This window comes from Pseudomonas sp. QTF5 (genome assembly GCF_000512695.2).
Taxonomy (GTDB): Bacteria; Pseudomonadota; Gammaproteobacteria; order Pseudomonadales; family Pseudomonadaceae; genus Aquipseudomonas.
Genome location: NZ_AZRW02000010.1, coordinates 155,408 through 181,955 on the forward strand (window position 1 = coordinate 155,408; position 26,548 = coordinate 181,955).

Annotated in this window: 22 protein-coding genes; 8 read left to right on the forward strand and 14 right to left on the reverse strand. The window is 60.1% G+C overall.

Translation table 11 applies throughout. The features are described from left to right. Positions 1 to 11: 11 nt before the first annotated feature. Positions 12 to 1,061: an alkene reductase gene (locus IC37_RS11070; RefSeq protein ID WP_030132715.1), complete on the forward strand. Its 1,050-nt coding sequence runs from the start codon at positions 12 to 14 to the stop codon at positions 1,059 to 1,061. 260 nt (positions 1,062 to 1,321) lie between these two features. On the opposite strand, the gene emhR is transcribed toward IC37_RS11070, so the two are convergent. Next, entirely contained in the window at positions 1,322 to 1,954 is a 633-nt protein-coding gene (emhR, locus tag IC37_RS11075; protein WP_030132716.1) for an efflux system transcriptional repressor EmhR, read from the reverse strand. 267 nt (positions 1,955 to 2,221) lie between these two features. Between emhR and emhA the strand changes: the two genes are divergently transcribed. The 4 genes from emhA to IC37_RS11095 all read left to right on the forward strand — a co-directional run bounded on the left by emhA (position 2,222) and on the right by IC37_RS11095 (position 9,632). After that, complete coding sequence (gene emhA, locus IC37_RS11080; RefSeq protein WP_030132717.1) at positions 2,222 to 3,379, forward strand: efflux RND transporter periplasmic adaptor subunit EmhA; 1,158 nt, start codon at positions 2,222 to 2,224, stop codon at positions 3,377 to 3,379. A 3-nt stretch (positions 3,380 to 3,382) separates the two neighbouring features. Next, complete coding sequence (gene emhB, locus IC37_RS11085; protein ID WP_030132718.1) at positions 3,383 to 6,547, forward strand: efflux RND transporter permease subunit EmhB; 3,165 nt, start codon at positions 3,383 to 3,385, stop codon at positions 6,545 to 6,547. Further along, positions 6,547 to 8,007: an efflux RND transporter outer membrane subunit EmhC gene (gene emhC / locus IC37_RS11090; RefSeq protein WP_030132719.1), complete on the forward strand. Its 1,461-nt coding sequence runs from the start codon at positions 6,547 to 6,549 to the stop codon at positions 8,005 to 8,007. The genes emhB and emhC overlap by 1 nt, the downstream gene beginning before the upstream one ends. Before the next feature lie 368 nt (positions 8,008 to 8,375). Continuing rightward, a complete protein-coding gene (locus IC37_RS11095) occupies positions 8,376 to 9,632 on the forward strand; it encodes an OprD family porin (RefSeq protein ID WP_030132720.1) in 1,257 nt (418 codons plus the stop codon). A gap of 119 nt (positions 9,633 to 9,751) precedes the next feature. Here IC37_RS11095 and pcaC read toward each other — a convergent pair whose 3' ends face one another. The 10 genes from pcaC to pcaR all read right to left on the reverse strand — a co-directional run bounded on the left by pcaC (position 9,752) and on the right by pcaR (position 19,461). Continuing rightward, positions 9,752 to 10,144, reverse strand: a complete 393-nt coding sequence (gene pcaC / locus IC37_RS11100) for a 4-carboxymuconolactone decarboxylase (protein WP_008005892.1) — start codon at positions 10,142 to 10,144, stop codon at positions 9,752 to 9,754. Positions 10,145 to 10,154: 10 nt separating this feature from the next. After that, a complete protein-coding gene (gene pcaD / locus IC37_RS11105; protein ID WP_030132721.1) occupies positions 10,155 to 10,946 on the reverse strand; it encodes a 3-oxoadipate enol-lactonase in 792 nt (263 codons plus the stop codon). Positions 10,947 to 10,957: 11 nt separating this feature from the next. Further along, positions 10,958 to 12,322, reverse strand: coding sequence for a 3-carboxy-cis,cis-muconate cycloisomerase (locus IC37_RS11110; protein ID WP_030132722.1), 1,365 nt, complete (start codon positions 12,320 to 12,322; stop codon positions 10,958 to 10,960). 303 nt (positions 12,323 to 12,625) lie between these two features. Then, positions 12,626 to 13,192, reverse strand: coding sequence for a protocatechuate 3,4-dioxygenase subunit alpha (gene pcaG / locus IC37_RS11120; RefSeq protein WP_030132723.1), 567 nt, complete (start codon positions 13,190 to 13,192; stop codon positions 12,626 to 12,628). Between the two features lies 1 nt (position 13,193). After that, the gene (pcaH, locus tag IC37_RS11125; protein ID WP_030132724.1) at positions 13,194 to 13,898 is read right to left on the reverse strand and encodes a protocatechuate 3,4-dioxygenase subunit beta; all 705 of its coding nucleotides are present in this window, start codon (positions 13,896 to 13,898) and stop codon (positions 13,194 to 13,196) included. 37 nt (positions 13,899 to 13,935) lie between these two features. Next, positions 13,936 to 15,141, reverse strand: coding sequence for a 3-oxoadipyl-CoA thiolase (pcaF, locus tag IC37_RS11130; RefSeq protein WP_177409389.1), 1,206 nt, complete (start codon positions 15,139 to 15,141; stop codon positions 13,936 to 13,938). Next, positions 15,138 to 15,917, reverse strand: a complete 780-nt coding sequence (locus IC37_RS11135) for a CoA-transferase subunit beta (protein WP_008005876.1) — start codon at positions 15,915 to 15,917, stop codon at positions 15,138 to 15,140. Before IC37_RS11135 ends, pcaF begins: the two co-directional genes overlap by 4 nt. Next, positions 15,917 to 16,774, reverse strand: coding sequence for a CoA transferase subunit A (locus IC37_RS11140; RefSeq protein ID WP_030132726.1), 858 nt, complete (start codon positions 16,772 to 16,774; stop codon positions 15,917 to 15,919). The genes IC37_RS11135 and IC37_RS11140 overlap by 1 nt, the downstream gene beginning before the upstream one ends. 215 nt (positions 16,775 to 16,989) lie before the next feature. Next, positions 16,990 to 18,336, reverse strand: a complete 1,347-nt coding sequence (locus IC37_RS11145) for an MFS transporter (protein ID WP_030132727.1) — start codon at positions 18,334 to 18,336, stop codon at positions 16,990 to 16,992. 282 nt (positions 18,337 to 18,618) lie between these two features. Next, positions 18,619 to 19,461 carry a pca regulon transcriptional regulator PcaR gene (gene pcaR, locus IC37_RS11150; protein ID WP_007903845.1) on the reverse strand — a complete coding sequence of 281 codons (843 nt, stop codon included), beginning with the start codon at positions 19,459 to 19,461 and terminating at the stop codon, positions 18,619 to 18,621. Between the two features lie 668 nt (positions 19,462 to 20,129). On the opposite strand from pcaR, the gene IC37_RS11155 reads away from it, so the two are divergent. Continuing rightward, complete coding sequence (locus tag IC37_RS11155) at positions 20,130 to 20,330, forward strand: hypothetical protein (RefSeq protein WP_007935837.1); 201 nt, start codon at positions 20,130 to 20,132, stop codon at positions 20,328 to 20,330. 378 nt (positions 20,331 to 20,708) lie between these two features. After that, positions 20,709 to 22,184, forward strand: a complete 1,476-nt coding sequence (locus IC37_RS11160) for an inorganic phosphate transporter (protein WP_030132728.1) — start codon at positions 20,709 to 20,711, stop codon at positions 22,182 to 22,184. Positions 22,185 to 22,451: 267 nt separating this feature from the next. On the opposite strand, the gene ccoM is transcribed toward IC37_RS11160, so the two are convergent. From ccoM to IC37_RS11170, 3 genes are all read right to left on the reverse strand, one after another. Beyond that, positions 22,452 to 22,568 carry a cytochrome c oxidase subunit CcoM gene (gene ccoM, locus IC37_RS30790; protein WP_018926882.1) on the reverse strand — a complete coding sequence of 39 codons (117 nt, stop codon included), beginning with the start codon at positions 22,566 to 22,568 and terminating at the stop codon, positions 22,452 to 22,454. 144 nt (positions 22,569 to 22,712) lie between these two features. Next, positions 22,713 to 22,874, reverse strand: coding sequence for a hypothetical protein (locus IC37_RS30085; protein WP_007935839.1), 162 nt, complete (start codon positions 22,872 to 22,874; stop codon positions 22,713 to 22,715). 105 nt (positions 22,875 to 22,979) lie between these two features. Beyond that, positions 22,980 to 23,321 carry a hypothetical protein gene (locus tag IC37_RS11170; RefSeq protein ID WP_030132729.1) on the reverse strand — a complete coding sequence of 114 codons (342 nt, stop codon included), beginning with the start codon at positions 23,319 to 23,321 and terminating at the stop codon, positions 22,980 to 22,982. 229 nt (positions 23,322 to 23,550) lie between these two features. Here IC37_RS11170 and rapA point away from each other — a divergent pair, with 229 nt between their 5' ends. Continuing rightward, positions 23,551 to 26,397: an RNA polymerase-associated protein RapA gene (gene rapA, locus IC37_RS11175; protein WP_030132730.1), complete on the forward strand. Its 2,847-nt coding sequence runs from the start codon at positions 23,551 to 23,553 to the stop codon at positions 26,395 to 26,397. Positions 26,398 to 26,548: the final 151 nt, after the last annotated feature.

The window sequence follows — 26,548 nt, forward strand, 5'->3', positions numbered from 1 at the left end:
AGAGCTATTTCATGACGACTATTTTCGATCCGATCAAACTGGGCGACCTCGAGTTGGCCAACCGCATCATCATGGCGCCGCTGACCCGCTGCCGCGCCGACGAAGGCCGTGTGCCGAATGCGCTGATGGCCGAGTATTACGTGCAGCGCGCCTCTGCCGGTCTGATCCTCAGCGAAGCGACTTCGGTGACGCCGATAGGCGTGGGCTACCCGGACACTCCCGGTATCTGGTCCAACGATCAAGTGCGCGGCTGGAGCAACGTGACCAAAGCAATTCACGGCGCTGGCGGAAAAATCTTCCTGCAACTGTGGCACGTGGGTCGGATTTCCCACCCCTTGTACCTGAACGGCGAAGCACCGGTCGCGCCGAGTGCCATCCAGCCCAAGGGTCATGTCAGCCTGGTTCGTCCATTGGCTGACTTCCCCACCCCGCGCGCCCTGGAAACCGCTGAAATCGCCGACATCATCGACGCTTACCGCGTGGGTGCCGAGAACGCCAAGGCTGCCGGTTTCGACGGTGTGGAAATCCACGGCGCCAACGGTTACCTGCTCGACCAGTTCCTGCAAAGCAGCACCAACCAGCGCACCGACAACTACGGCGGCTCCCTGGAAAACCGTGCGCGTCTGTTGCTGGAAGTGACCGATGCCGCCATCGAAATCTGGGGCGCGGGTCGCGTGGGTGTGCACCTGTCACCACGTGCCGACCTCCATGACATGGGCGACGACAACCTGTCCGAGACCTTCATCTACGTCGCTCGCGAACTGGGCAAGCGTGGCATCGCGTTCATTTGCTCCCGTGAAAAAGAAGGCGCCGACAGCCTCGGTCCACAACTGAAAGAAGCCTTCGGCGGCCCTTACATCGCCAACGAACGCTTTACCAAGGACAGCGCCAACGAGTGGCTGGCCAGCGGTAAGGCCGATGCGGTCGCCTTCGGCGTGCCGTTCATTGCCAACCCGGACCTGCCGGCACGCTTGAAGGCCGATGCGCCATTGAACGAAGCGCGTCCGGAATTGTTCTATGCCAAAGGCCCAGTGGGTTATATCGACTATCCGGCGCTGTAAGCCAGAGCACTGAAACGCAAAAGCCCCGACTCGAAAGAGCCGGGGCTTTTGCGTTTGGGAGAAGCTGCTCGCGCCCATTTACCCCAGGTTGTTAACACTCATTCACACACTCGACACAAAACACCTACAAAATACATAGCTCGCTACCTATCAACCTGGCCTGCGTGCCTATATAAAAGCAGCCCATGAAGGAATGGTGAGCGAAGCAGGAATTGCCCCGCTTGCAGTCTTGACATAAACGGATCCAATTACGCATTTTTTCAATTGCGCAGGCTGGGACTCAAGCGCAGCATATCCAACCCTGTATCGACACAGCGCTCAGCTTCGGTGTGCAGTTGAAAACTGTCGGGAGCCAACAGCCACTGATACAGGATGCCATCGATATACGCATGCAGGCTGATGGCCGCGCGGGCAGTGTCGAGGTCTTCCGGCAATTGCCCGCGATTCACCGCATTACTCAGGGCCAGAGCGATTCGCACATTGCAATCGAGACTGGCCGTTCGGCGCTGCTGGCGCAGGTCGCACATTTCATCGGTGAACTCACACTTATGAAACAGAATCTCGTTGATGCGTCGGGTTTTCGGGTCCAGGGCAACTTGATGAAACAGATGAATCAGCAGCTTGCGCATGCAGCCCAGCGGATCGAGTTCATCTTCGCTTTCACTGGCCTTGGCCATTTCATCCAGCGGCTCATGCAAGGTATCGAGCATCGCCTGCACCAGATCCGCCTTGTTGCTGAAATGCCAGTAGATGGCCCCGCGAGTCACACCGGCCAAGGTAGCGATATCCGCCAGCGTCGTGCGTGCCACGCCCCGCTCATAAAAGGCTTTTTCTGCCGCTTCGAGTATCTGGCTTCGGGTTTCTTGAGCTTCCTCTTTGGTACGTCGGACCATGCCAGTAAAAACCTCAATCAGGGTGTACTTCAGCGATGTCTGAACATCCGCTGAATAAAAGTGGGGCGAGCCCTCTTGGGCTTCGTCTGCGGCCTACAATTCCAACCTTTGAACGGCTTTTGTAACCGTGTGGATACACCGCCAAGGCCTTTACAAACAACCATGAACGTAAGTATATTCCTTAGCAAGCTACTTATCCACCCGGCAATAATTTTTTAACCTTCCACATTTCTTGTGCGCAATTTGCGCGCCTGACCGAGGATCTTCATGCAATTCAAGCCAGCTGTTACCGCTCTGGTTACTGCCGTCGCCCTGGCATCGCTGCTCAGCGGATGTAAAAAGGAAGAGGCGGCACCTGCCGCACCAGCCCCTCAGGTCGGCGTCGTAACCCTGCAACCTCAAGCCTTCACCCTGACGTCCGAACTTCCGGGGCGCACCAGTGCGTTCCGCATCGCCGAAGTTCGCCCACAGGTCAACGGCATCATTCTCAAACGACTGTTCAAGGAAGGCGGCGACGTCAAGGCCGGTCAGCAGCTCTATCAGATCGACCCATCGGTCTATGACGCGACCCTGAAAAGCGCTGAGGCCAACCTGCGTTCGACCAAGTCGATCTCTGACCGCTACAAGCAACTGGTCGACGAACAGGCCGTCAGCCGTCAGGAATACGACACCGCGCTAGCCAACCGCCTGCAATCGGAAGCGTCCCTGCAGACCGCCCAGATCAATGTGCGTTACACCAAGGTCTACGCACCGATCTCCGGTCGCATCGGCCGTTCGTCGGTGACCGAAGGCGCACTGGTCAGCAGCGGCCAGACCGACGCCATGGCAGTCATTCAGCAACTGGACCCGATCTACGTCGACGTCACCCAGTCTTCAGTAGAGCTGCTTGAGCTGCGCCGCGAGCTGGAAAGCGGTCGTCTGCAAAAAGCTGGCGACAACGCCGCCGCAGTCAAGCTGACCCTGGAAGACGGCAGCCAGTACACGCTGGACGGCAAGCTGGAGTTCTCCGAAGTCTCGGTTGACCAGACCACCGGCTCCGTGACACTGCGCGCCGTGTTCCCCAACCCTGATCACACCCTGCTGCCGGGCATGTTCGTTCATGCCCAATTGCAGGCCGGTGTGAACAGCGCGGCGATTCTGGCTCCGCAACAAGGCGTGACCCGCGACCTCAAAGGCTCTCCGACCGCGCTGGTCGTCGGTCCGGACAACAAGGTCGAACTGCGTCAGCTCAAGGCCAGCCGCACCGTCGGTAACCAATGGCTGATTGAAGACGGTCTGAAGGCAGGCGATCGCGTGATCACCGAAGGGCTGCAATTCGTCAGACCTGGCGTTGAAGTCAAGGCCACTGAAGCCACTAACGTTGGCGCAAAGAGCCCGGCCCCCGTACAGGCAGCAAACACAGCTGTCGGCGGCAAAGGGGAGTAAACCATGTCGAAATTTTTTATCGACCGTCCGATTTTCGCCTGGGTGATTGCCCTGGTGATCATGCTGGTCGGGGCTCTATCGATCCTCAAACTGCCGATCAACCAATACCCGAGCATTGCGCCTCCGGCCATTGCCATCTCGGTGACCTACCCAGGCGCGTCCGCACAAACCGTGCAGGACACCGTGGTGCAGGTGATCGAGCAACAGCTCAACGGTATCGACAACCTGCGTTATGTCTCGTCGGAAAGTAACTCCGACGGCAACATGACCATTACCGCGACCTTCGAGCAGGGCACCAGCTCCGATACCGCGCAGGTTCAGGTCCAGAACAAGCTGAACCTGGCCACCCCGCTGCTGCCGCAAGAAGTGCAGCAACAGGGCATCCGCGTGACCAAATCGGTGAAAAACTTCCTGATGGTCATTGGCGTGGTGTCGCGCGATGGCAGCATGACCAAGGATGACCTGTCCAACTACATCGTGTCGAACATGCAGGACCCGATCTCGCGCACCGCCGGTGTCGGTGACTTCCAGGTCTTCGGTGCCCAGTACGCGATGCGGATCTGGCTCGACCCGGCCAAGTTGAACAACTTCAACCTGACCCCGGTGGACGTGAAAACCGCGATCGCGGCGCAGAACGTCCAGGTGTCGTCCGGTCAACTCGGCGGTTTGCCCGCCCTGCCCGGCCAGCAACTGAACGCTACAATCATCGGCAAGACCCGTCTGCAAACCGCCGAGCAGTTCAAGGAAATCCTGCTCAAGGTCAACAAGGACGGCTCGCAGGTTCGCCTCAAAGACGTCGCCGACGTCGGCCTGGGTGGCGAGAACTACAGCGTCAGCGCCCAGTTCAACGGCAGCCCGGCCTCCGGTCTGGCAGTGAAACTGGCCAACGGTGCCAACGCCCTTGATACCGCCAAGGCCCTGCGCAAAACCATCGACGACCTGAAACCGTTCTTCCCGGAAGGGATGGAAGTGGTGTTCCCGTACGACACTACCCCGGTGGTGACCGAGTCGATCAAGGGTGTGGTTGAAACCCTGGTCGAAGCGATCGTGCTGGTGTTTTTGGTGATGTTCCTGTTCCTGCAAAACTTCCGCGCCACAGTCATCACCACGATGACCGTGCCCGTGGTATTGCTGGGTACGTTCGGGATCCTCGCGGCGTTCGGCTTCAGCATCAACACCCTGACCATGTTCGGTATGGTGCTGGCCATCGGCTTGCTGGTGGACGACGCCATCGTCGTGGTGGAAAACGTCGAACGGGTCATGAGCGAAGAAGGCCTGTCACCCAAGGAAGCCACCAAGAAATCCATGGGGCAGATCCAGGGTGCACTGGTCGGTATCGCCCTGGTGCTGTCGGCGGTACTGCTGCCGATGGCGTTCTTCAGTGGTTCCACCGGCGTGATCTACAAGCAGTTCTCGATCACTATCGTTTCGGCCATGGCGCTGTCGGTCATGGTGGCATTGATCTTCACCCCGGCGCTCTGCGCCACCATGCTCAAAGCGATTCCGAAGGGTGAGCACGGCACACCGAAACGCGGTTTCTTCGGCTGGTTCAACCGCAGCTTCGATCGTGGCGTCAAAAGCTACGAGCGCGGTGTGGGCAACATGCTCGCGCACAAGGCTCCGTACCTGCTGGCGTACCTGATCATCGTGGTCGGCATGATCTGGCTGTTCACCCGTATTCCAACGGCGTTCCTGCCGGAAGAAGACCAGGGCGTACTGTTTGCCCAGGTGCAGACCCCGGCCGGTTCCAGCTCCCAGCGCACGCAAGTGGTCGTGGACGAAATGCGCGAATTTCTGCTGCGTCCAAGCAAGGATGGCGGCGAAGGCGATGCGGTGGCCTCGGTGTTTACCGTGACCGGCTTCAACTTCGCCGGCCGTGGTCAGAGTTCGGGTATGGCGTTCATCATGCTCAAACCCTGGGACGAACGTAACGCCGACAACAGCGTGTTCAAACTGGCGGCCCGCGCCCAGCAGCACTTTTTTACCTTCCGCGATGCGATGGTGTTTGCCTTCGCCCCGCCAGCGGTACTGGAACTGGGTAACGCCACCGGTTTCGACGTGTTCCTGCAGGACCGCGCCGGTATCGGTCACGACAAGCTGATGGCGGCACGTAACCAGTTCCTCGGCATGGCGGCGCAAAGCAAGGTTTTGTCGCAGGTCCGTCCGAACGGCCTGAACGACGAGCCGCAATACCAGCTGGAAATCGACGATGAGAAGGCCAGCGCCCTGGGCGTGACCCTCACCGACATCAACAACACCCTGTCGATTGCCTTGGGCAGTAGCTATGTGAACGACTTCATCGACCGCGGACGAGTGAAGAAGGTTTACGTGCAAGGCCTGCCTGGCGCCCGCATGAGCCCCGAAGACCTGAAGAAGTGGTACGTGCGCAACAGCGCCGGCACCATGGTTCCGTTCTCGGCGTTCGCCAAGGGTGAGTGGATCTACGGTTCGCCGAAGCTGGCCCGTTACAACGGCGTGGAAGCGATGGAAATCCTCGGTGCCCCGGCGCCAGGCTATTCCACCGGTGAAGCCATGGCCGAAGTCGAAGCCCTGGCCAAGAAACTGCCGGCCGGCGTCGGTATTTCCTGGACCGGCCTGTCGTATGAGGAACGTCTGTCCGGCTCGCAAGCGCCAGCGTTGTACGCCTTGTCGCTGCTGATGGTGTTCCTGTGTCTGGCGGCGTTGTATGAAAGCTGGTCGATCCCGATCGCGGTGATGCTGGTGGTACCGCTGGGGATTATCGGGGCACTGATGGCGACCAGCCTGCGCGGCCTGTCCAACGACGTGTACTTCCAGGTGGGGCTGTTGACCACCATCGGTCTGGCGGCGAAAAACGCCATTCTGATCGTCGAGTTCGCCAAGGAACTGCATGAGCAAGGACGTAGCCTGCGCGATGCCGCGATCGAAGCCTGCCGGATGCGACTGCGACCGATCATCATGACCTCGCTGGCGTTCGTGCTCGGTGTGGTTCCGCTGGCCATTTCCACGGGCGCAGGTTCGGGTAGCCAACATGCGATCGGTACCGGCGTGATTGGCGGTATGATCACAGCCACTGTGCTGGCGATCTTCTGGGTCCCATTGTTCTTCGTCACCGTGTCGTCCATGGGTCAGCGCAAAATCGCCGACCAAGATGATGACGCTATTGAACCTTCTAAAGAGGCTGGCTAATGAGCAAGTCGCTACTCTCCATCGCAGTCGCTGCCTTCGTGCTGAGCGGCTGCTCGCTGATACCCGATTATCAGCAACCGGAAGCACCGGTGGCGGGCCAATACCCGCAAGGCCCGGCGTATTCGCCGGCCCAGGCGCCCAACCAGGCCGCCGCCGAACAAGGCTGGAAGCAGTTTTTCCACGACCCGGCGCTGCAACAGCTGATTCAGACCGCACTTGAGAACAACCGTGACCTGCGCGTCGCGGCGCTGAACATCGATGCTTATGCGGCTCAATACCGCATCCAGCGTGCCGATCTGTTCCCGGCCGTTTCGGCCACCGGCAGCGGCAGCCGTCAACGCGTCCCGGCACGGGCCTCGCAAACCGGTGAAACGGCCATCAGCAGTTCCTACTCGGCCACCGTCGGCATCAGCGCCTATGAACTCGACCTGTTCGGTCGGGTTCGCAGCCTGAGCGAAGAAGCCCTGCAGAAGTACTTCGCCACTGAAGAAGCGCGCCGCAGCACGCAGATCAGTCTGGTGGCCAGTGTGGCCAATGCCTACCTGACCTGGCAGGCTGACAAAGAGCTGCTGAAACTGACCCAGGAAACCCTCGGTGCTTATGAGGAAAGCTACAAGCTCACCTCGCGCAGCAACGAAGTGGGTGTAGCCTCGGCGCTGGATCTGGCCCAGTCGCGTACCTCGGTGGAAAACGCCCGTGCGCAACTGGCCAAATACACCCGTCAGGTTGCCCAGGATGAAAACAGCCTGGTACTGCTGCTCGGCACCGGTATCCCGGCCAATCTGCAAGCGGCCAAGCCACTGTCGGACGACGTGCTGAGCGAAGTGCCGGCCGGCCTGCCGTCGGACTTGCTGCAACGTCGTCCGGACATCCTCCAGGCCGAGTACAACCTCAAAGCTGCCAACGCCAACATCGGCGCGGCACGGGCTGCGTTCTTCCCGAGCATCAGCCTGACCGCCAATGCCGGCTCCCTGAGCCCGGACCTGTCTGGCCTGTTCAAGGGCGGTTCGGGTACCTGGTTGTTCCAGCCGCAGATCAACCTGCCGATCTTCAACGCCGGCAGCCTGCGCGCCAGCCTGGATTACTCCAAGATCCAGAAAGACATCGGCGTGGCGAACTACGAGAAGTCCATTCAAACGGCCTTCCAGGAAGTCGCCGATGGCCTGGCCGCACGCCAGACTTACACCGAACAGTTGCAGGCTCAGCGTGACTTCGTCAGCGCCAACCAGGACTACTACCGTCTGGCCGAGCGTCGCTACCGCATTGGTGTCGACAGCAACCTGACCTTCCTCGACGCCCAGCGCCAGCTGTTCAGTGCCCAACAAGCGCTGATCACCGACCGTCTGGCGCAGCTGACCAGTGCGGTCAATCTGTACAAGGCGTTGGGCGGTGGCTGGAATGAACAGACAGCGAAGAACGAGCCGTTGAAAGAAGAAGCGCCGAAGATGAAGTTGTTCTGATAGCGCGGTAAACACGAAGCCCACCAATTGGTGGGCTTTTTGTTGGCTGCGGGAAAAGTTGTATTGGCCATGCTGGCCCCATCGCGGGCTTGGCTGCGATGGCGTCGGTCCAGACACCACAAAACCCTGATCAATCTTACGTTCGATAATCGCCCAGAACCCGCCCTCCCCCGATTGAACCATTTAGTCCGTTTCCCTCACCATCTGTCGCACAAGACCAATAACAACAGGTTCGACACCATGTCCCCGCGCCCTGCCCTGTCCGGCTGACTTCGCCCCCGCTTTTCTGAATTCGAATTTTTTGTCTGCAACCCGAACGTTGCGGCACCGCCCTGTTTCACCTCCAAGAATTAGAGAGACCCGAGCCCATGACGCCTTCCACGCTGTATTTCTTTCCCAGCCTGATCCCCATCGCACTGGCCGGTGCGGCCCTGCCAGCCATGGCCGAGGAAGCCGGTTTTGTCGAAGGCGCCAAGGTCAACCTGAACCTGCGCAACTTCTCCATCAACCGTAACTTCACCAACCCGACCAAGACCCAGGGCAAGGCTGAAGAGTGGACGCAAAGTTTTATTCTCGACGCCAAGTCCGGGTTCACCCAGGGCACCGTCGGGTTCGGCATGGACGTGCTGGGTTTGTATTCGGTCAAGCTCGATGGCGGCAAAGGCACCGGGGGTACGCAGTTGTTGCCGCTGGATCACGATGGTCGCCCGGCGGATAACTTCGGTCGCACCAACGTGGCGTTCAAGGCCAAGCTGTCCCAGACCGAAGTGAAGGTTGGCGAATGGATGCCGGTGCTGCCGATCCTGCGTTCGGACGACGGTCGCTCACTGCCGCAAACCTTCCGCGGCGGCCAGATCACCTCGAAGGAAATCGACGGCCTGACGCTCTACGGCGGCCAGTTCCGCGCCAACAGCCCGCGCGATGACAGCAGCATGAATGACATGTCGATGACCGGCAAAACGGCGTTCACCTCAGACCGTTTCAACTTTCAGGGCGGTGAATATGCCTTCAACGGCAAGCGCACTCAGATCGGCCTGTGGAACGCTGAACTCAAGGACATCTACAGCCAGCAATACGTCAATCTGATCCACACCCAACCGCTGGGCGACTGGACATTAGGCGCTAATTTGGGGTTCTTCTACGGCAAGGATGATGGCAGCGCCCGGGCCGGCGAGTTGGACAACAAGACCTGGTCGGGCCTGTTCTCGGCCAAATACGGCGGAAACACCTTCTACGTCGGCCTGCAAAAACTCACCGGGGACAGCGCCTGGATGCGGGTCAACGGCACCAGCGGCGGCACGCTGGCCAACGACAGCTACAACGCCAGCTATGACAACGCGAAGGAAAAATCCTGGCAACTGCGCCACGACTACAACTTCGCCGCCCTTGGCGTGCCGGGCCTGACCCTGATGAGCCGCTACATCAGCGGCGACAACGTACACACCGCAACCACCAGCGACGGCAAGGAATGGGGCCGCGAAAGCGAACTGGGCTACACCGTGCAGAGCGGCACGCTGAAAAACCTCAACGTCAAATGGCGCAACTCGACCATCCGCCGCGACTTCAGCAACAACGAGTTCGACGAGAACCGGTTGATCGTCAGCTATCCGATCAGTTTGCTGTAAACACAGACCAAATGTGGGAGCGGGCTTGCTCGCGAAAGCGGTGCATCAGCTTGCATCAATGCTGAATGTTAAATCGCTTTCGCGAGCAAGCCCGCTCCCACAGGAGTTGTGGTGGACAGTTACTCGCGCGACTCAACCCCCAACTCATCCCACACCGACTCGGCCAGGTGGAAGGTCGCGTTGGCCGCCGGGATGCCGCAGTAGATTGCGCTCTGCATGATCACTTCCTTGATCTCGCCGCGGGTCACGCCGTTGTTGGCGGCGGCGCGCAGGTGCAGTTTGAGTTCTTCGTTGCGGTTCATGCCGATCAGCATGGCGATGGTGATCAGGCTGCGGGTATGGCGCGGCAGGCCCGGGCGGGTCCAGATGTCGCCCCAGGCGTGGCGGGTGATCATCTCCTGGAACTCCGAGTTGAACTCGGTCAGCGCGTTCAGGCTGCGGTCGACATGGGCGTCGCCAAGGACCGCACGACGGACATTCAGGCCCTCGTCGTAACGTTGTTTCTCGTCCACAACAATCTCCTCAATGAGCTGACAAAAACGCCAGTACCCGGTCGCTGAACGCAGCGCCTGCCTGGACGTTGGACAGGTGCGCGGCGTAGAACTCGGCGTACTCGGCGCCACGCACTTGCTCCTGAATGAAATGCCCACCGGACGGCGGCGTCACCGCGTCTTCGGTGCCGGCGATCACCAGCAGCGGCACCTGAATCGAGGACAACTGATCGCGGAAATCGGCATCGCGTACCGCCGCGCAATTGGCCGCGTAACCTTCAGGCGAGGTGGCCGCGAGCATGTCGGTAATCCGCTTCGCCGCTGCCGGATTGGCCTCGGAAAAGTCCGGGGTAAACCAGCGCGCTATCGACGCATCGCGCAGGGCAACCATCGCCGCCGCGCCGTCACGCAGCACGGTTTCGATCCGGGGATTCCACACCGACGGATCGCCGATTTTCGCCGCGGTATTGCATACGATCAGTTTGTTCAAACGCTGACCGGCATTGATCCCCAGCCACTGGCCGATCAACCCGCCCATGGACAGACCACAGAAATGCGCGCGTTCGATGTGTAATGCATCCAGCAGCGCCAGCACGTCGCGACCCAGTTGCTCGATGCTGTACGCCCCCGGCGTCACCAACGATTTACCGTGACCACGGGTGTCGAAACGCAGCACGCGAAAATGCTCGCTGAACGCCGGGATTTGCGCGTCCCACATGTGCAGGTCGGTGCCCAGGGAATTGGACAGCACCAATACCGGCGCATCGACCGGCCCATCGAGTTGGTAATGCAGTTCGCCCTCGGCGAGTTGTACGAATGCCACGGCAGTCTCCTTCAGGCTATCAACGCAAAATGTTCAGCCACCGCTCGCTCGACCCAGGTATGGGCCTGACCGAGGTAATGGGCGGGGTCCAGCAGACGATCGAGTTCAGCGTCCGACAGCTCGGCAGTCACCTGCGGCTCGTCGCCGAGCACCGCGCGCAAATGACGTTGCTCGGCCACTGCGCGTTTGCAGCATTGCTCAAGCAGATGGTGTGCGGTGTCGCGCCCGACCCGTTGCGCCAGCACGATGCTCACGGCTTCGGCCAACACCAGGCCCTGGGTCAGGTCGAGGTTGCGCGTCATTCGGTCGGCGTCCACTTCCAGTCCGTCGGCCAGCAGCAGCGCTTGCTGCAGGCTGCCTGACACCAAACAGCAGATCTCCGGCAGGGTTTCCCATTCGGCATGCCACAGGCCCAGGCTGCGTTCGTGTTCCTGCGGCATCGCGCTGAACAAGGTCGAAAGCAAACCCGGTACTCGCACCGCCGCACCGATCAGCACCGCTGCGCCCACCGGGTTGCGCTTGTGCGGCATGGTCGAAGAACCGCCCTTGCCCGGTGCCGAGGGTTCGAACACTTCGCCGGCTTCGGTCTGCATCATCAGGCTGATGTCGCGACCGAGTTTGCCGAGGCTGCCCGCGATCAATCCAAGCACCGCGCCGAACTCCACCAGACGATCACGCTGGGTGTGCCAGGGTTGATCCGGCAAACTCAGTTGCAGTTCTGCGGCCAAGGCTTCGGCAATCGGAATCGCCTGTTCGCCGAGGGCCGCGAGGGTGCCGGAGGCACCACCGAATTGCAGCACCAGCAGTCTCGGCTTGAGTTCCAGCAGACGCTGACGGCTGCGCGTCACCGCTCCCAACCAACCGGCGATTTTCATGCCGAGGGTGACCGGCGTCGCGTGCTGCAGCCAAGTGCGTCCGGCCAACGGCGTGGCGACGTAACGCCAGGCTTGGGTCGCGAGGGTTTCCCCCAGTTGTGCCAGATCAGCTTCGATCAATTCCAGCGCGCGGCGCAGTTGCAACACTAGGCCAGTGTCCATCACGTCCTGACTGGTCGCGCCCAGATGCACATAGCGCTCGGCTTCGGCATCGCTCTTGGCGATCTGCTTGCCCAATGCCTTGACCAGTGGAATCGCCGAATTGCCCGCCGTGGCAATGGCCTCACCCAGAGCGGCGAAGTCGTAATGCTCAGCGAGGCAGGCTGCTTCGATAGACGCGACAGCCGTCTGCGGAATCAGCCCGACCCGCGCCTCGGCCCGGGCCAGTGCCGCTTCGAAATCAAGCATGGCCTGAACCCGGCCCTGATCGCAGAACACCTCACGCATGTCGCGTGTCGTGAAGTAGGCATCGAACAATTGATTGCCCGGTCGCTGGTTCATAAACAGTCCTTGCAGGCGCGGGCCGGTCAGGCCCTCGCGTAAAGATCAACGGTCGTGGTGCAAATACTTCGCCTGTTTCGGCAGACGCAGGCTGAACAGGCACGCGACCGCCATCATCACCGTCACGTATCAGTGAACATGTCGAGTCCAGGCACACTTTGCAACAAACCCATTCCACAATTGGCAATGCTATCCCTGTGGGAGCGGGCTTGCTCGCGAAGACGGCGACACAGTCAACATTGATGTCGCCTGACACACCGCTTTCGCGAGCAAGCCCGCTCCCACAGGTTTTGTGGCGTTCACTCAATAATCAAAAAACACCGTCTCGGCATCCGTTCCCTGCAAAATCACATTCCACTGATACACACCCGCAGCATCCTGCTTAGCCAATAAGGTGCTGCGGCGTTCAGCAGGCACGCACTCCAGCAGCGGGTCCGCCACGTTGGCCGGTTCGCCATCGAAGTAAATCCGCGTCAGCAAGTGCTTCACCAACCCGCGAGCAAACACCAATACCACCAAATGCGGCGCCTGGGTCGTGCCTTTCAAGCCTTCCACGGTGCCCGGTTTGATCGTGGTAAAGCGGAAGCGCCCTTCTGCATCCACCGGCACCCGGCCAAACCCTTCGAAGTTCGGGTCCAGGGGTTTGTCTTGATCGTCTTCGGGATGGTCGTACTTGCCGGCGGCGTTGGCCTGCCAGACTTCGAGCATCGCGTCGTTGACGAAGTCGCCATTGCCATCGACGACTTGCCCGGTGATTGCCACGCGCTCACCGAGGGTCTGTGCAACGGTCAGGTCTTCGCGGTTCAGCCAGGTCAGACCGATGTGGTAATACGGCCCGACGGTGTGGGATGTGGTCGCGTTCAGCGTCATCTTATTTCTCCATCGGCGTGGCATCGCGGCCGCGCAAGACGATGTCCCAGCGATAACCGAGGGCGTAGGAAGGGATGGTTTTTTCCAGGTCGAAACTGGCGATCAGGCGCTCTTTGGCGCTGGTATCCGGCACGCAGTTGTAGATCGGGTCGTAGGCCAGCAACGGGTCGCCCGGGAAATACATCTGGGTCACCAGGCGCGTGAGAATACTCGGCCCGAACAGTGAGAAATGGATGTGCGCCGGGCGCCAGGCGTTGTGATGGTTGCCCCACGGATAGGCGCCAGGCTTGATGGTCTGGAACTGATACCAGCCCTCGGCGTCGGTCACGGTGCGACCGGTGCCGGTGAAGTTCGGGTCCAGCGGCGCGTCGTGCAGGTCACGCGCATGGGCGTAGCGACCGGCAGAGTTGGCCTGCCAGATTTCCACCAGAATGCCCGGCACCGGCAGACCGTTTTCATCCAGCACACGGCCGTGAATGATGATTCGTTCACCCAGTGGTTCGCCCTTATGCTGCGCGGTCAGGTCGTTGTCCTGCTCCTGGATGCGCTCGGCGCCGATGGTCGGCCCGGTGATTTCCGACAGCGAATGAGGCAAAAACACCAACGGTTTGGACGGCGAGCGAAGGTTGGTGGATTGATAAGGAGGGTGCAGGTATTCCGGCTGAGTGCCCGCCTGCGGGCGACGGTAACCAGGTTTGTCAGTCATTGCGCTTTCCTCAGTTCTTATTAGTCGCTTCTGTGCGTCAGACACGTTCGATTGCCAAGGCCAGACCCTGGCCGACACCGACACACATGGTCGCCAGACCTTTCTTGCCACCGGTCTTTTCCAGTTGATGCAACGCGGTCAGTACCAAGCGTGCACCGCTCATGCCCAGCGGATGGCCCAAGGCAATGGCGCCACCGTTCGGGTTGACCTGGGCCGCGTCATCCGCCAACCCCAGTTCACGCAGCACGGCCAAGCCCTGGCTGGCGAAGGCTTCGTTGAGTTCGATCACGTCGAAATCGCTGACCGCCAGGCCCAGGCGCTCGGTCAATTTGCGCACCGCCGGCACCGGGCCGATGCCCATCACCCTAGGTGCGACACCGGCACTCGACATGCCCAACACGCGAGCGCGGGCAGTCAGGCCATGTTTCTTCACCGCGTCGCCGGAGGCCAGAATCAGCGCCGCCGCACCGTCGTTCACGCCGGAAGCGTTGCCGGCAGTAACGGTTTTGTCCGGGCCGTTGACCGGTTTGAGTTTGGCCAGGGTTTCCAATGTCGTGTCGGCACGGGGATGCTCATCCTGCGTGACGACGCTTTCACCCTTCTTGTGGGCTATGCGCACTTCAACGATTTCTTCGGCGAAAAACCCAGCGGCTTGCGCGGCGGCCGTGCGCTGCTGACTGCGCAGGGCGAAAGCATCCTGATCAGCGCGGGAAACCTGGTAGTCGTCGGCCACGTTATCGGCGGTCTGCGGCATCGCATCGACGCCGTATTGGGCTTTCATCAACGGGTTGATGAAACGCCAGCCGATGGTGGTGTCTTCCAGCTTCATGTTGCGCGAGAACGCCGCATCAGCCTTGCCCATCACGAACGGTGCGCGAGACATGGACTCGACGCCGCCGGCGATCGCCAGTTCCATCTCGCCGCTGGCGATGGCCCGGAACGCGGTGCCGATCGCATCCATGCCCGAAGCGCAAAGACGATTGAGGGTGACCCCGGGAATGGTTTCCGGCAGGCCCGCCAGCAGCAACGCCATGCGTGCCACGTTGCGGTTGTCTTCGCCGGCCTGATTGGCGCAACCGAGAAACACCTCGTCCACCGCCTTCCAGTCCACCGACGGGTTGCGCGCCATCAGCGCCTTGATCGGCACGGCGGCCAGGTCATCGGCGCGAACCCTCGACAGGCCGCCGCCGAAACGGCCGATGGGGGTGCGAATGGCGTCACATATATAAACGTCACGCATCAGGCTTCTCCGGGTGCTTGGCCGTGGGCCGCAGCGGTGCGGGCTTCCAGATCACGCAGTGCGGTCAGCTCGACATCAGTTGGCTCGGCGGTGTTTTCCACCTGATCGGCGAAGCGAATCGCCCAACCGGTGGCGGCGATCACTTGCTCGCGGGTGACGCCTGGGTGCAACGCAGTGACCACGAATTCATGAGTATCCGCTTCGGGTTCCATGATGCACAGGTCGGTAATGATGCCGACCGGACCTGCGCCCGGCAGGCCGAGACGCTTGCGCGAATCACCGCCCTCGCCATGGCCGACCGAGGTAATGAAGTCGAGTTTGTCGACAAAGGAGCGCGCTGATTGCTTGAGGATGATCAGCACGCTCTTGGCGGAACCGGCGATCTCCGGCGCGCCACCGGCACCCGGCAGGCGAACTTTCGGCTGATGGTAGTCACCGACCACTGTGGTGTTGATGTTGCCGAAACGATCGACTTGCGCGGCACCGAGGAAACCGACATCGATGCGCCCGCCCTGCAACCAGTAGCGAAAAATCTCACCGGTCGGGACGACGGTGTCGGCGGTTTCCGCCAGCTCACCGTCACCGATCGACAGCGGCAATACGCTGGGCTTGGCACCGATCGGACCCGATTCGTAGATCAGGACTACGTCTGGCGAGGAAGTCAGACGTGCCAGGTTGGCGGCTTTCGACGGCAGGCCGATGCCGACGAAGCATACCGAACCGTTTTTCAGACGACGGGCGGCGGCGACGGTCATCATTTCATTGGTGGTGTAAGTCATTACTTGGCCTCCGAAGCAGCGGCCAGCTTGGCCTGGAACTCACTGAAGTCAGCGCAACCGTGGATGTACTCGTTGATCCACGCGGTGAAGGTTTCACGGTCCCGGGCAATCGGGTCCCAGGCTTGATAGAAGCGGTTGTCGCGTTCGGTGTAACCGTGGGCGTAGGACGGATGCGCGCCACCCGGTACATGGCAGACCGCGCTCAAGGCCCAGGTCGGCAACACGCAAGCGTTCATCGGCGCATTGAGGTCATCGACGATTTCTTCGACGGTAACGATGCAACGCTTGGCGGCCAGCGCCGCTTCTTTCTGCACGCCGAGAATGCCCCAGAGCAGCACGTTGCCTTGGCGGTCGGCTTTCTGCGCGTGAATCACGGTGATGTCCGGGCGCACCGCCGGCACCGCCGCCAGCACTTCGCCGGTGAACGGGCACGTGACGGTCTTGATCAGCGGGTTGACCTTTGGCAGGTCGGAGCCAGCGTAGGCACGCAGCACCGCGAACGGTAAGCCCGAAGCGCCCGCGACGTAGGCATTGGCCAGGTCGGCGTGGCTGTGTTCTTCGATTTCCAGCGCATGCGGCCACTGCCGTTCGACCGCGTCACGCAGACGGTGCAGCGAGCCCACGCCCGGGTTTCCACCCCAGGAGAAAATCAGCTTGCGAGCACAACCGGCACCGATCAACTGGTCGTAGATCAAGTCAGGCGTCATCCGCACCAGGGTCAGATCTTTCTTGCCCTGACGAATGATTTCGTGACCCGCTGCCGTAGGAATCAGGTGAGTGAAGCCTTCGAGCGCGACGGTATCGCCGTCGTTGACGAACTGCTTTACCGCGTCATGCAGCGAAAGGATTTCAGCCATGGGGCAGGCTCCCGTTTTGTTATGAACCGACAGTGGTAGAAAAAGGCGCGAGGTTCAGCGCCGGAATGACTGAAGAGTAAGCCCCTGAAAAACGCCAAACAATCCGATAATCGACTGAGCGTTCGTTTATCGAACAGATTGTTGTCTCCCTACCGATATCCTCTGCCGATCGTTCCCACGCTCCGCGTGGGAACGATCACTGTCGAAAATTGCCCTCAGGTCGCATCCGCATGACTCACCATGCCCTTGATCACCACCGCCGTGGTCGCCAGCGCGGCCGGGATCACCAGCGCCGTCAGCACTTGCTCGAAATTCCAGCCCAGGCCCAGCAACGTTGCGCCCATCCACGCACCAAGGATCGCGCCGAAGCGGCCGATCCCGAGCATCCACGACACACCGGTCGCCCGCCCTTGAGTCGGGTAAAACCGCGCCGCCAGCGACGGCATCGCCGATTGCGCGCCGTTGACACACATCCCGGCCAGCAGCACCAAGGTCGCCAGCAAGGTGATGTTGCCCAGGCTCTGCCCTACCGCGTAGGCAAACACCCCGGCGAACAAGTAGAAAATGCCGATCACCTTGTGCGGATTGAACCTGTCCATCGCCCATCCCACACCCACCGCGCTCAATACCCCGCCGAACTGGAACAGCGCACCGATGAACGCCGCCTGCTCCATGCTCGCGCCGCTGTCGCGCATCAGCGTCGGTAACCAACTGGTCAGCAGATAAACGATCACCAGGCCCATGAAGTACGTCAGCCACAGCAACAACGTGCCAGTGCTGTATGTGCCGGAGAAGATCACCGCAAACACATTGCGCGACTTCACGGTTTTCTGTTCCGGCACACTGAAGCTCGAAGCCTGAGCCACCACCGTCGGGTCGATCGGCGCCAAGGCCTTGCGCACTTTGTCCGTGCCACGGTTGCGCACCACCAGGTAGCGCGCCGATTCCGGCAACCAGAACAGCAATACGACGGTAAGGACCAGCGGCAGAATCCCGCCGATCAGTAACAGGCTATGCCAACCGAAGGCCGGAATCAGTTTGGCCGAGATGAACCCGCCCCCGGCCATGCCGAGGTTGAAGCCGCAGAACATGCTGGTCACCAGCAGGGATTTTTTGCGCTCCGGGGTGTATTCGGACAACAGTGTGGTGGCGTTCGGCATGCCAGCGCCCAGCCCCAGGCCGGTAAGGAAACGCAGCACCAGCAGCTGATCGACGTTGTTGCTATAGGCCGACGCCAGGCTGAAAGCGCCGAACAACAATACCGCGCCCACCAGTACGACTTTTCGCCCGAAGCGGTCAGCCAACGGGCCGGAACCCAAAGCGCCGAAGACCATGCCGATCAACGCCGCACTCATCACCGGGCCGAGGCTGGCGCGATCGATGCCCCAGTCCTGGGACAGTGCCGGCGCAATAAAACCCATGGCCGCAGTGTCGAGGCCATCAAGGAAAACAATCAGGAAACATAGAATCACCACCCGCCATTGGTAGCGCGAAATGGGTTGAGCGTTGATGAAGGACTGCACGTCGAGGCAGTTTCCTACAGCAGACTGAGGCTGGTTCATTATTTTTATTCCACGCAAAGAACGCAGTCGAACAGGACCGGGGCTGACGCTGTGACAAAAAAAGGAGGTCGGGCTCAGGCGATCGGGTTTTGCCAGCTAAACCGGGGGGAACAGCGACAGTCGGGAAACGTGCGCATGCTGATGCCTCTTCTCATTATTATTGGGTCGTCGTCCGGCGACTGACTGAAGACAGTAGTGCCGGATGACGCTGCCGCGACATTAATGATCCAAGGGAAAGAGCGTCAATTCGATAAACCCGACTCTGTGCGTTTATCGAACAGCTTAGGCGAAGAGTTGTGCGCTCAGATCACGACTGGCGCTTAACAGACCGGGCAAGAAACGCTGCTCCAGCTCGCTGCGACTGACCCGGCCAGCGTGGGTGCTGACGTTTAACGCCGCCACCACTTGGCCGGAAGCGTCGTACACCGGAACGGCAATCGAGCGCAGGCCCTGTTCCAGTTCCTGATCGACGATGCACCAGCCTTGTTGCCGTACCTCTTGCAGGCATTCGAGCAATGCCTCGGGGGTATGCAAGGTGCGACTGGTCTTGGCTTGCAGCTCGGCATGGTCGAGGTATTCGCGCAGCGACGTATCGTCCAGCGCGGCGAGAAGAATCCTGCCCATGGATGTGCAGTAGGCTGGCAGTCGCCCGCCCACCGAGAGGTCGACGGAAATCAGCCGTTGGGTGGTCGCCGAGCGCGCAATGTACAAAATGTCATCGCCTTCCAGGGTGGCCATGTTACAGGCCTCATGCAGTTGTTCGCTCATGCGGTCCAGATACGGCTGGGCAGAAACGGCCAAGGGTGTCGACGACAAATAGGCATGGCCCAGGGTCAGTACTTTGGGCAGCAGCGAATAGGTACGCCCGTCAGTGGTGGCATAGCCGAGCTTGATCAGGGTGTGCAGGCAACGCCGCACAGCGGCGCGGGGAATTTCCGTGCGATGGCTGATCTGCGCAATGGTCAGGTGCCGCTTGCGTTCCTGGAACGCTTGCACCACCGCCAGACCACGGGCCAGGGAGGTCATGAAATCCGGATCACCGGTCAGGGCCTGGATTCGCTTGGCGGGCGAGGCAACGATCGGTGGTGCCACTGAAGCGAAGGAGTTGCGCATTTGATCGTTCATATCAGGTTGTTTCCCAGACGAATCAGCGACTATTACAAGCGGCTCCCGGTCTGACACACAAGCCACCTGCCACCAAGATTGGGCGATTATCGAATCATTGGCCGATAATCGCAATCGCCGGTGCTTATGAGTGAAGCACACTGCGTTCGCTCGTCGCACAACACGGTTGTTATTTTCTGTCACTGACTTAAAGAAGGACGATGTAATAATCTGTTCAGCTTAATGACGCCAGAAAGTCACCGCTGCAACTGCATCACCCGCAGCGTAGTTACCGGTAAAACTTTGCGAGTAACAAAACAATCACTCATGAGGAACTACTTTTAACTCTCAAGAGATAGTGTTCTGCGGATCGACCGCTATAATGCATCTCAGTGGCGATCGGTTTTTTACCTGCCGATTCCGCCAACCGGCAGCGCAATATCCATTGCCGCTGTCCGCAGCAAGCGCCTGACGCTCATTTGATATGTTCCGCCAACGCGCTCGCTGAAACAGGAGTCTGATGCTACGTCAGCTGTTTTTCTCTGGTGCCGTGGCCGCCTGCAACAAGGACGTATTGATTGCTCCGAGGGAACGATGCCGTATCAGGCATTGTCCCTTCAACGAGCAGGGTCAATAAATGGATGCAGCGCGTTTCACCAGAATTAATCTCAACTCAATCAGGTAGCACTGTGACGAAAGACGAACTGCGCGCGGAACTTGAGCGCCAGGAACAACGTTACAAGGAAGTTTACGGCGGGGAAGTCACCACCTACGCCGCTCAGCCCGAACCCGAACGCAAACCCTGGCGTAAACGCGCCACTGTTCAGGATCAGGCCTTCACTCAGGAATTGCAGAAGATGGAAAAGGAACTCAAAGCCGAAGAGCCATGACCGCCTCGGCCTGAATCCTTTCAAGAGCCTGCATCTGCATCCGTTAAAAGCGGGTTGTATCGATGATGCTTTTCGCGCCCGCTACAAGCGGGCAGCAGTCCCCTTCATCCGTTGGATGGGGCAAATGGCTCCTGTCTGACCCTCTTCCCAGATATTTCACACAAACGTTCAAAGCTCTCGTCCCGACGGGAGAAACCCTTGTGGCTGCGGCCTTTGCAAGTAAATTCAATGACTTGTAAAACCCTGAAAAAACCTGGGGCTTGGGGGATTGCCACCAAATAATTCGTTGAAGAATGTAACCAATGAGCAGCAAGTGCATTGATCAGCAGTCTTTTCTGGCATAATCGCGCCCCCTTATGACCGGGTCAGAAAACCTTCATGATCGATTTATTCAGCGGACTGGATGCTTGGGTGCTTGTGAGCCTCTTGCTCGCCCTGGCCTTTGTCCTCGCCTTCGAGTTCATCAACGGCTTTCATGACACCGCAAACGCGGTGGCCACTGTTATCTACACCAAAGCCATGCCGCCTCATCTGGCGGTGTTCTTTTCCGGTGTGTTCAACTTTCTCGGCGTGCTGCTGGGCGGTGTGGGCGTGGCGTATGCCATCGTCCATTTGCTGCCGGTAGAACTGCTGATCAATGTGAACACCGGTCACGGACTGGCCATGGTGTTCTCGTTGCTCGCCGCCGCCATCACCTGGAACCTGGGCACCTGGTACTTCGGTATCCCGGCCTCCAGCTCCCACACGCTGATCGGTTCGATCCTCGGTGTCGGCCTGGCCAACGCCCTGATCAACGACATTCCGTTGGCCGATGGCGTGAACTGGCAGAAGGCGATCGATATCGGTGCGTCCCTGGTATTCTCGCCGATGGCCGGGTTCCTGATCGCAGCCCTGGTGCTGATCGGCCTCAAATGGTGGCGTCCGCTGTCCAAGATGCACAAGACACCGGAACAGCGCCGTAAGATCGACGACAAGAAACACCCGCCATTCTGGAACCGTCTGGTACTGGTGATTTCGGCGATGGCGGTCAGCTTCGTGCACGGCTCGAACGATGGCCAGAAAGGTATCGGTCTGATCATGCTGGTGCTGATCGGTATTGTGCCGGCGCAGTTCGTCCTCGACCTGAACAGCACCACCTACCAGATCGAACGGACTCGCGATGCGACCCTGCACCTGAGCCAGTTCTACGAGCGCAACCGCGAATCCCTGGGTGAGTTCCTGGCACTGGGCAAAAGCGTGAAAGGCGATCTGCCGGAGAAATTCCGTTGCAACCCGCAACAGACCGAACCGACCATTGCAGCGCTGCTTGGCACCCTTAAAGGCGTAGCCGACTACCATTCGCTGCCGTCGGAAAGCCGCATCGAAGTGCGTCGCTACCTGCTCTGCCTGGACGACACTGCAAAGAAAGTCGCCAAGCTGCCAGGCCTCGCCGCCCGTGAAAAAGCTGACCTGGACAAGCTGCGCAAGGACCTGACCACCACCACTGAATACGCCCCGTTCTGGGTGATTCTGGCGGTCGCACTGGCATTGGGCCTGGGCACCATGGTCGGCTGGAAACGCGTGGTTCTGACCATCGGCGAGAAAATCGGCAAGCAAGGCATGACTTATGCCCAAGGCATGTCCGCGCAGATCACCACCGCGTGCATGATCGGCATGGCCAACATCTTCAGCCTGCCGGTTTCCACCACCCACGTCCTGTCCTCAGGCGTGGCCGGTACCATGGTCGCGAACAAGAGCGGCCTGCAAGGCGGCACCGTCAGAACCATCCTGCTGGCCTGGGTCCTGACCCTGCCAGCCACCGTGACCCTGTCGGCTGGCCTGTTCTGGCTGGCGTCGAAGGCACTGGGTAGCTGATACACCGCTACTGAAAAAGGCGCGTTCCGTAAGGTTCGCGCCTTTTTTATTGCTGCAATCTTCGCTACACCACCGATCAACTGCGGGAGCGGGCTTGCTCGCGAAGAGGCCATAACATTCAACATCTATATTGGCTGCCAAGCCGCCTTCGCGAGCAAGCCCGCTCCCACAGTAGTTCTATGTACACCCGACAGATTTTCGCAGGCAAAAAAAAGGGCGACCGAAGTCGCCCAAAATGCCTTGCGTGCTCATTACATCCAGAAGGGTCTACGGCTTTCTACGCTTGTGCGAATCCTTCCAGATAAAAAATCCAAACCCTGCAAAAAACAGAACCATGAGGCCGACTGTCAGCACTCCGGCGATCACCACGTTGTCGAAAAACATGATTGGCCTCCTGCACTTGCCCTGTTGCGATGGGGCTAAGTTAACCAATCGGGCAGGAGAGAAAATTGACCGGGATCAATGCCGCCCGAAACAGGCGTAAAAGGAAGGGAAATAACTGACCTGCATCAACCGATGCAGGGTGTTTCAACGCTTTTTCGGTTTGTTCTTCGGCTTTTTCTTCGCTTTGCCCAACGGCATCGCCTGCTCGAACGCCTGGCGCACTTCGTTCAGGCGCTTTTCATTAAGGTCATGAACCCGCTTGGCGCGTTCGGAGTTGAGGTCGATCAGCTTGTCATCTTGGCTCATGGCGTTCAGTGCATCGCTTGGAAATGAATTCAACTGCCGGTTAAAGGCGACAGGATTACGCCAATAATGCGGTCTGGCGCGGACGCTGACCAGTGATCCTACATTTCAGATCTCGATATCGACCCATAACCCCTGACGTGGCTGATCCTCCATCAACGGCACCACCGGCACGGTGTTGTCGGCATTAAGCTCATTGCCGGGGATTGCCAGGTGTTCTTCAGGATCTTCATCGGCCTCACGGCGCCGCCGCTCCTGCTCTTGTTTGCGACGTTGTTCCTCGCGCAGTTGCAGGCCCGCCTCTTCCGGATCACGCTTTTGCAGGTCGATGGTGCTTTCGTTGGAGCTTTCCTGCACCGGCACCACGGGCGGAATATCCGGGCGCTGGCGGATCGGATCCTGCTGTGAAGTGATCGGGACGGCGCTCAAGGGGAGCATCGGTGGCAGCATATTATTTGTCTCCTGTCAGCAGGCTGTCGGCTGCGGGGATGGCGACTTGAGCCATCGGTCGCAAACTTGTGAACTGCCTGGCACCGTAGGAGCTGGCGCAGCCTGCGATCTTTTGATCTTCATCTCCCGAAAAGTTCGCATCCGCCCTCAGCGCACGCATGTAATCCTTTGGTCCTGCAGGCTCATTCCGTTAAGATAGCCCGCTTTTTCAAGGTGGGAGTCAGGCAGCATGGCGCAGCAGTATCAACCGGGGCAACGCTGGATCAGTGACAGTGAAGCCGAGCTGGGTTTAGGCACCGTTCTGGCACAGGACGGCCGCTTGTTGACCGTGCTCTACCCGGCCACTGGCGAGACCCGCCAGTACGCGCTACGGAATGCGCCCCTCACCCGCGTGCGGTTTTCGCCGGGTGACAGCATCACTCACTTCGAAGGCTGGAAGCTGACCGTCCAGGAAGTCGACGACGTCGATGGCCTGCTGGTCTACCACGGCCTCAACGCGCAGAACGAAGTGGTCACCCTGCCGGAAACCCAACTGTCGAACTTCATTCAGTTCCGTCTGGCCAGCGACCGTTTGTTCGCCGGACAGATCGACCCGCTCGCCTGGTTCTCCCTGCGTTACAACACCCTGGAACACACCAGCCGCCAGTTGCAGTCCTCCCTTTGGGGCCTGGGCGGCGTGCGGGCGCAACCGATCGCGCACCAATTGCACATCGCCCGTGAAGTCGCCGACCGCATCGCGCCACGCGTTCTGCTGGCAGACGAAGTGGGCCTGGGCAAGACCATCGAAGCCGGTCTGGTGATCCATCGCCAACTGCTCTCGGGCCGCGCCAACCGCGTGTTGATCCTGGTGCCGGAAAACCTCCAGCACCAATGGTTGGTGGAGATGCGTCGCCGCTTCAACCTGCAAGTCGCGCTGTTCGACGAAGAACGCTTTATCGAAAGCGATGCCGCCAACCCGTTCGAAGACACCCAGCTTGCATTGGTTGCGCTCGAATGGCTGGTAGACGACGAAAAAGCCCAGGACGCGTTGTTCGCGGCCGGCTGGGATTTGCTGGTGGTCGACGAAGCGCACCACCTGGTGTGGCATGAAGACCAAGTCAGCGCGCAGTACTCCTTGGTGGAACAACTGGCCGAAGTCATTCCCGGCGTATTGCTGCTGACCGCGACCCCGGAACAACTGGGTCAGGACAGCCACTTCGCCCGCCTGCGCCTGCTCGACCCGAACCGTTTCCATGACCTGCATGCCTTCCGCGCCGAGAGCGAAAACTATCGCCCGGTGGCCGAAGCCGTTCAGGAGCTGCTGGATCAGGGGCGCCTGTCGCCTGAAGCGCACAAGACCATCCACGGTTTCCTCGGCAACGAAGGCGAAGCGCTGCTGAGCGCCGTCAACGATGGCGATACCGAAGCCAGCGCCCGTCTGGTCCGCGAATTGCTGGACCGCCACGGCACCGGCCGCGTGCTGTTCCGTAATACCCGCGCCGCCGTGCAGGGTTTCCCGGAACGCAAACTGCACCCGTACCCGCTGCCATGCCCGGCCGAATACCTCGAACTGCCGTTGGGCGATCACGCCGAGCTGTACCCGGAAGTCAGCTTCCAGTCCCAGCCGGACGCCAACGAAGAAGAGCGCTGGTGGAAATTCGACCCGCGTGTCGAGTGGCTGATCGACACTCTGAAAATGCTCAAGCGCACCAAAGTGCTGGTGATCTGCGCCCACGCCGAAACCGCCATGGACCTGGAAGACGCCCTGCGCGTGCGCTCCGGCATTCCGGCCACGGTCTTCCACGAAGGCATGAACATCCTCGAGCGCGACCGCGCCGCTGCCTATTTCGCCGACGAAGAATTCGGCGCTCAGGTGCTTATCTGCTCGGAAATCGGCAGTGAAGGTCGCAACTTCCAGTTCTCGCACCATCTGGTGCTGTTCGATCTGCCGTCGCACCCGGACCTGCTGGAGCAGCGTATCGGTCGTCTCGACCGGATCGGTCAGAAGCACATCATCGAACTGCACGTGCCGTATCTGGAAACCAGCCCGCAAGAACGGCTGTTCCAGTGGTACCACGAAGCGCTGAACGCGTTCCTCAACACCTGCCCGACCGGCAACGCCTTGCAGCATCAGTTCGGCCCGCGCCTGCTGCCGCTGCTGGAAACCGCCGACGATGGCGAGTGGCAAGCGCTGATCGACGAAGCCCGCGCCGAACGTGAGCGTCTGGAAGCCGAACTGCACACCGGTCGCGACCGCTTGCTGGAACTCAATTCCGGCGGCGCTGGCGAAGGTGATGCACTGGTCGAGGACATCCTCGAACAAGACGATCAGTTCGCCCTGCCGATCTACATGGAAACCCTGTTCGACGCCTTCGGCATCGACAGTGAAGACCATTCGGAAAACGCGCTGATCCTCAAGCCAAGCGAAAAAATGCTCGACGCCAGCTTCCCGCTGGGCGACGACGAAGGCGTGACCATCACCTACGACCGCAACCAGGCGCTGTCTCGCGAAGACATGCAGTTCATCACCTGGGAACACCCGATGGTTCAAGGCGGCATGGACCTGGTCCTGTCCGGCTCGATGGGCAACACCGCCGTGGCGCTGATCAAGAACAAGGCGCTGAAACCGGGCACCGTGTTGCTGGAACTGCTCTACGTCAGCGAAGTGGTTGCCCCGCGCTCGCTGCAGTTGGGCCGCTACCTGCCGCCGGCCGCCCTGCGCTGCCTGCTCGATGCCAACGGCAACGACCTGTCGACCCGAGTGTCGTTCGAAACCCTGAACGATCAACTGGAAAGCGTGCCCCGCGCCAGCGCCAACAAGTTCATCCAGGCCCAGCGCGACCAGCTGACGCCACGGATCAACGCCGGCGAAGAGAAAATCACCCCGCGTCACGCCGAGCGCGTGGCCGAGGCGCAACGTCGCCTGGCGGCGGATACCGACGAAGAACTGGCACGCCTGACCGCGTTGCAAGCGGTCAACCCGACCGTGCGCGACAGCGAACTGGTTGCCCTGCGCAAGCAACGTGAGCAAGGCCTGGCCATGCTCGACAAAGCGGCGCTGCGACTGGAAGCGATTCGGGTGTTGGTGGCGGGTTAACAACCCTCCTCCACCGCTATAAAAGAAGGCCCGCAGCGATGCGGGCCTTTTTTTTGTCTGCTTGATTGTTGTGGTGTTGCTGATGGCCTCTTCGCGAGCAAGCCCGCTCCCACATCTATGGTTACCCCCTTTTCTGCAATACTGTTTTTGA

Coding starts and splice junctions, on each gene's coding strand:
- rapA (WP_030132730.1), top strand. CDS start 23,551: ATGGCGCAGCAGTATCAACCGGGGCAACGCTGGATCAGTGACAGTGAA.
- IC37_RS30085 (WP_007935839.1), bottom strand. CDS start 22,874: ATGAGCCAAGATGACAAGCTGATCGACCTCAACTCCGAACGCGCCAAG.
- IC37_RS11135 (WP_008005876.1), bottom strand. CDS start 15,917: ATGACTTACACCACCAATGAAATGATGACCGTCGCCGCCGCCCGTCGT.
- ccoM (WP_018926882.1), bottom strand. CDS start 22,568: ATGTTTTTCGACAACGTGGTGATCGCCGGAGTGCTGACAGTCGGCCTC.
- pcaG (WP_030132723.1), bottom strand. CDS start 13,192: ATGACGCTGAACGCGACCACATCCCACACCGTCGGGCCGTATTACCAC.
- IC37_RS11145 (WP_030132727.1), bottom strand. CDS start 18,336: ATGAACCAGCCTCAGTCTGCTGTAGGAAACTGCCTCGACGTGCAGTCC.
- IC37_RS11110 (WP_030132722.1), bottom strand. CDS start 12,322: ATGAACCAGCGACCGGGCAATCAATTGTTCGATGCCTACTTCACGACA.
- pcaR (WP_007903845.1), bottom strand. CDS start 19,461: ATGAACGATCAAATGCGCAACTCCTTCGCTTCAGTGGCACCACCGATC.
- emhA (WP_030132717.1), top strand. CDS start 2,222: ATGCAATTCAAGCCAGCTGTTACCGCTCTGGTTACTGCCGTCGCCCTG.
- emhB (WP_030132718.1), top strand. CDS start 3,383: ATGTCGAAATTTTTTATCGACCGTCCGATTTTCGCCTGGGTGATTGCC.
- IC37_RS11160 (WP_030132728.1), top strand. CDS start 20,709: ATGATCGATTTATTCAGCGGACTGGATGCTTGGGTGCTTGTGAGCCTC.
- pcaH (WP_030132724.1), bottom strand. CDS start 13,898: ATGACTGACAAACCTGGTTACCGTCGCCCGCAGGCGGGCACTCAGCCG.
- IC37_RS11070 (WP_030132715.1), top strand. CDS start 12: ATGACGACTATTTTCGATCCGATCAAACTGGGCGACCTCGAGTTGGCC.
- emhC (WP_030132719.1), top strand. CDS start 6,547: ATGAGCAAGTCGCTACTCTCCATCGCAGTCGCTGCCTTCGTGCTGAGC.
- IC37_RS11140 (WP_030132726.1), bottom strand. CDS start 16,774: ATGGCTGAAATCCTTTCGCTGCATGACGCGGTAAAGCAGTTCGTCAAC.
- emhR (WP_030132716.1), bottom strand. CDS start 1,954: ATGGTCCGACGTACCAAAGAGGAAGCTCAAGAAACCCGAAGCCAGATA.
- IC37_RS11170 (WP_030132729.1), bottom strand. CDS start 23,321: ATGCTGCCACCGATGCTCCCCTTGAGCGCCGTCCCGATCACTTCACAG.
- IC37_RS11095 (WP_030132720.1), top strand. CDS start 8,376: ATGACGCCTTCCACGCTGTATTTCTTTCCCAGCCTGATCCCCATCGCA.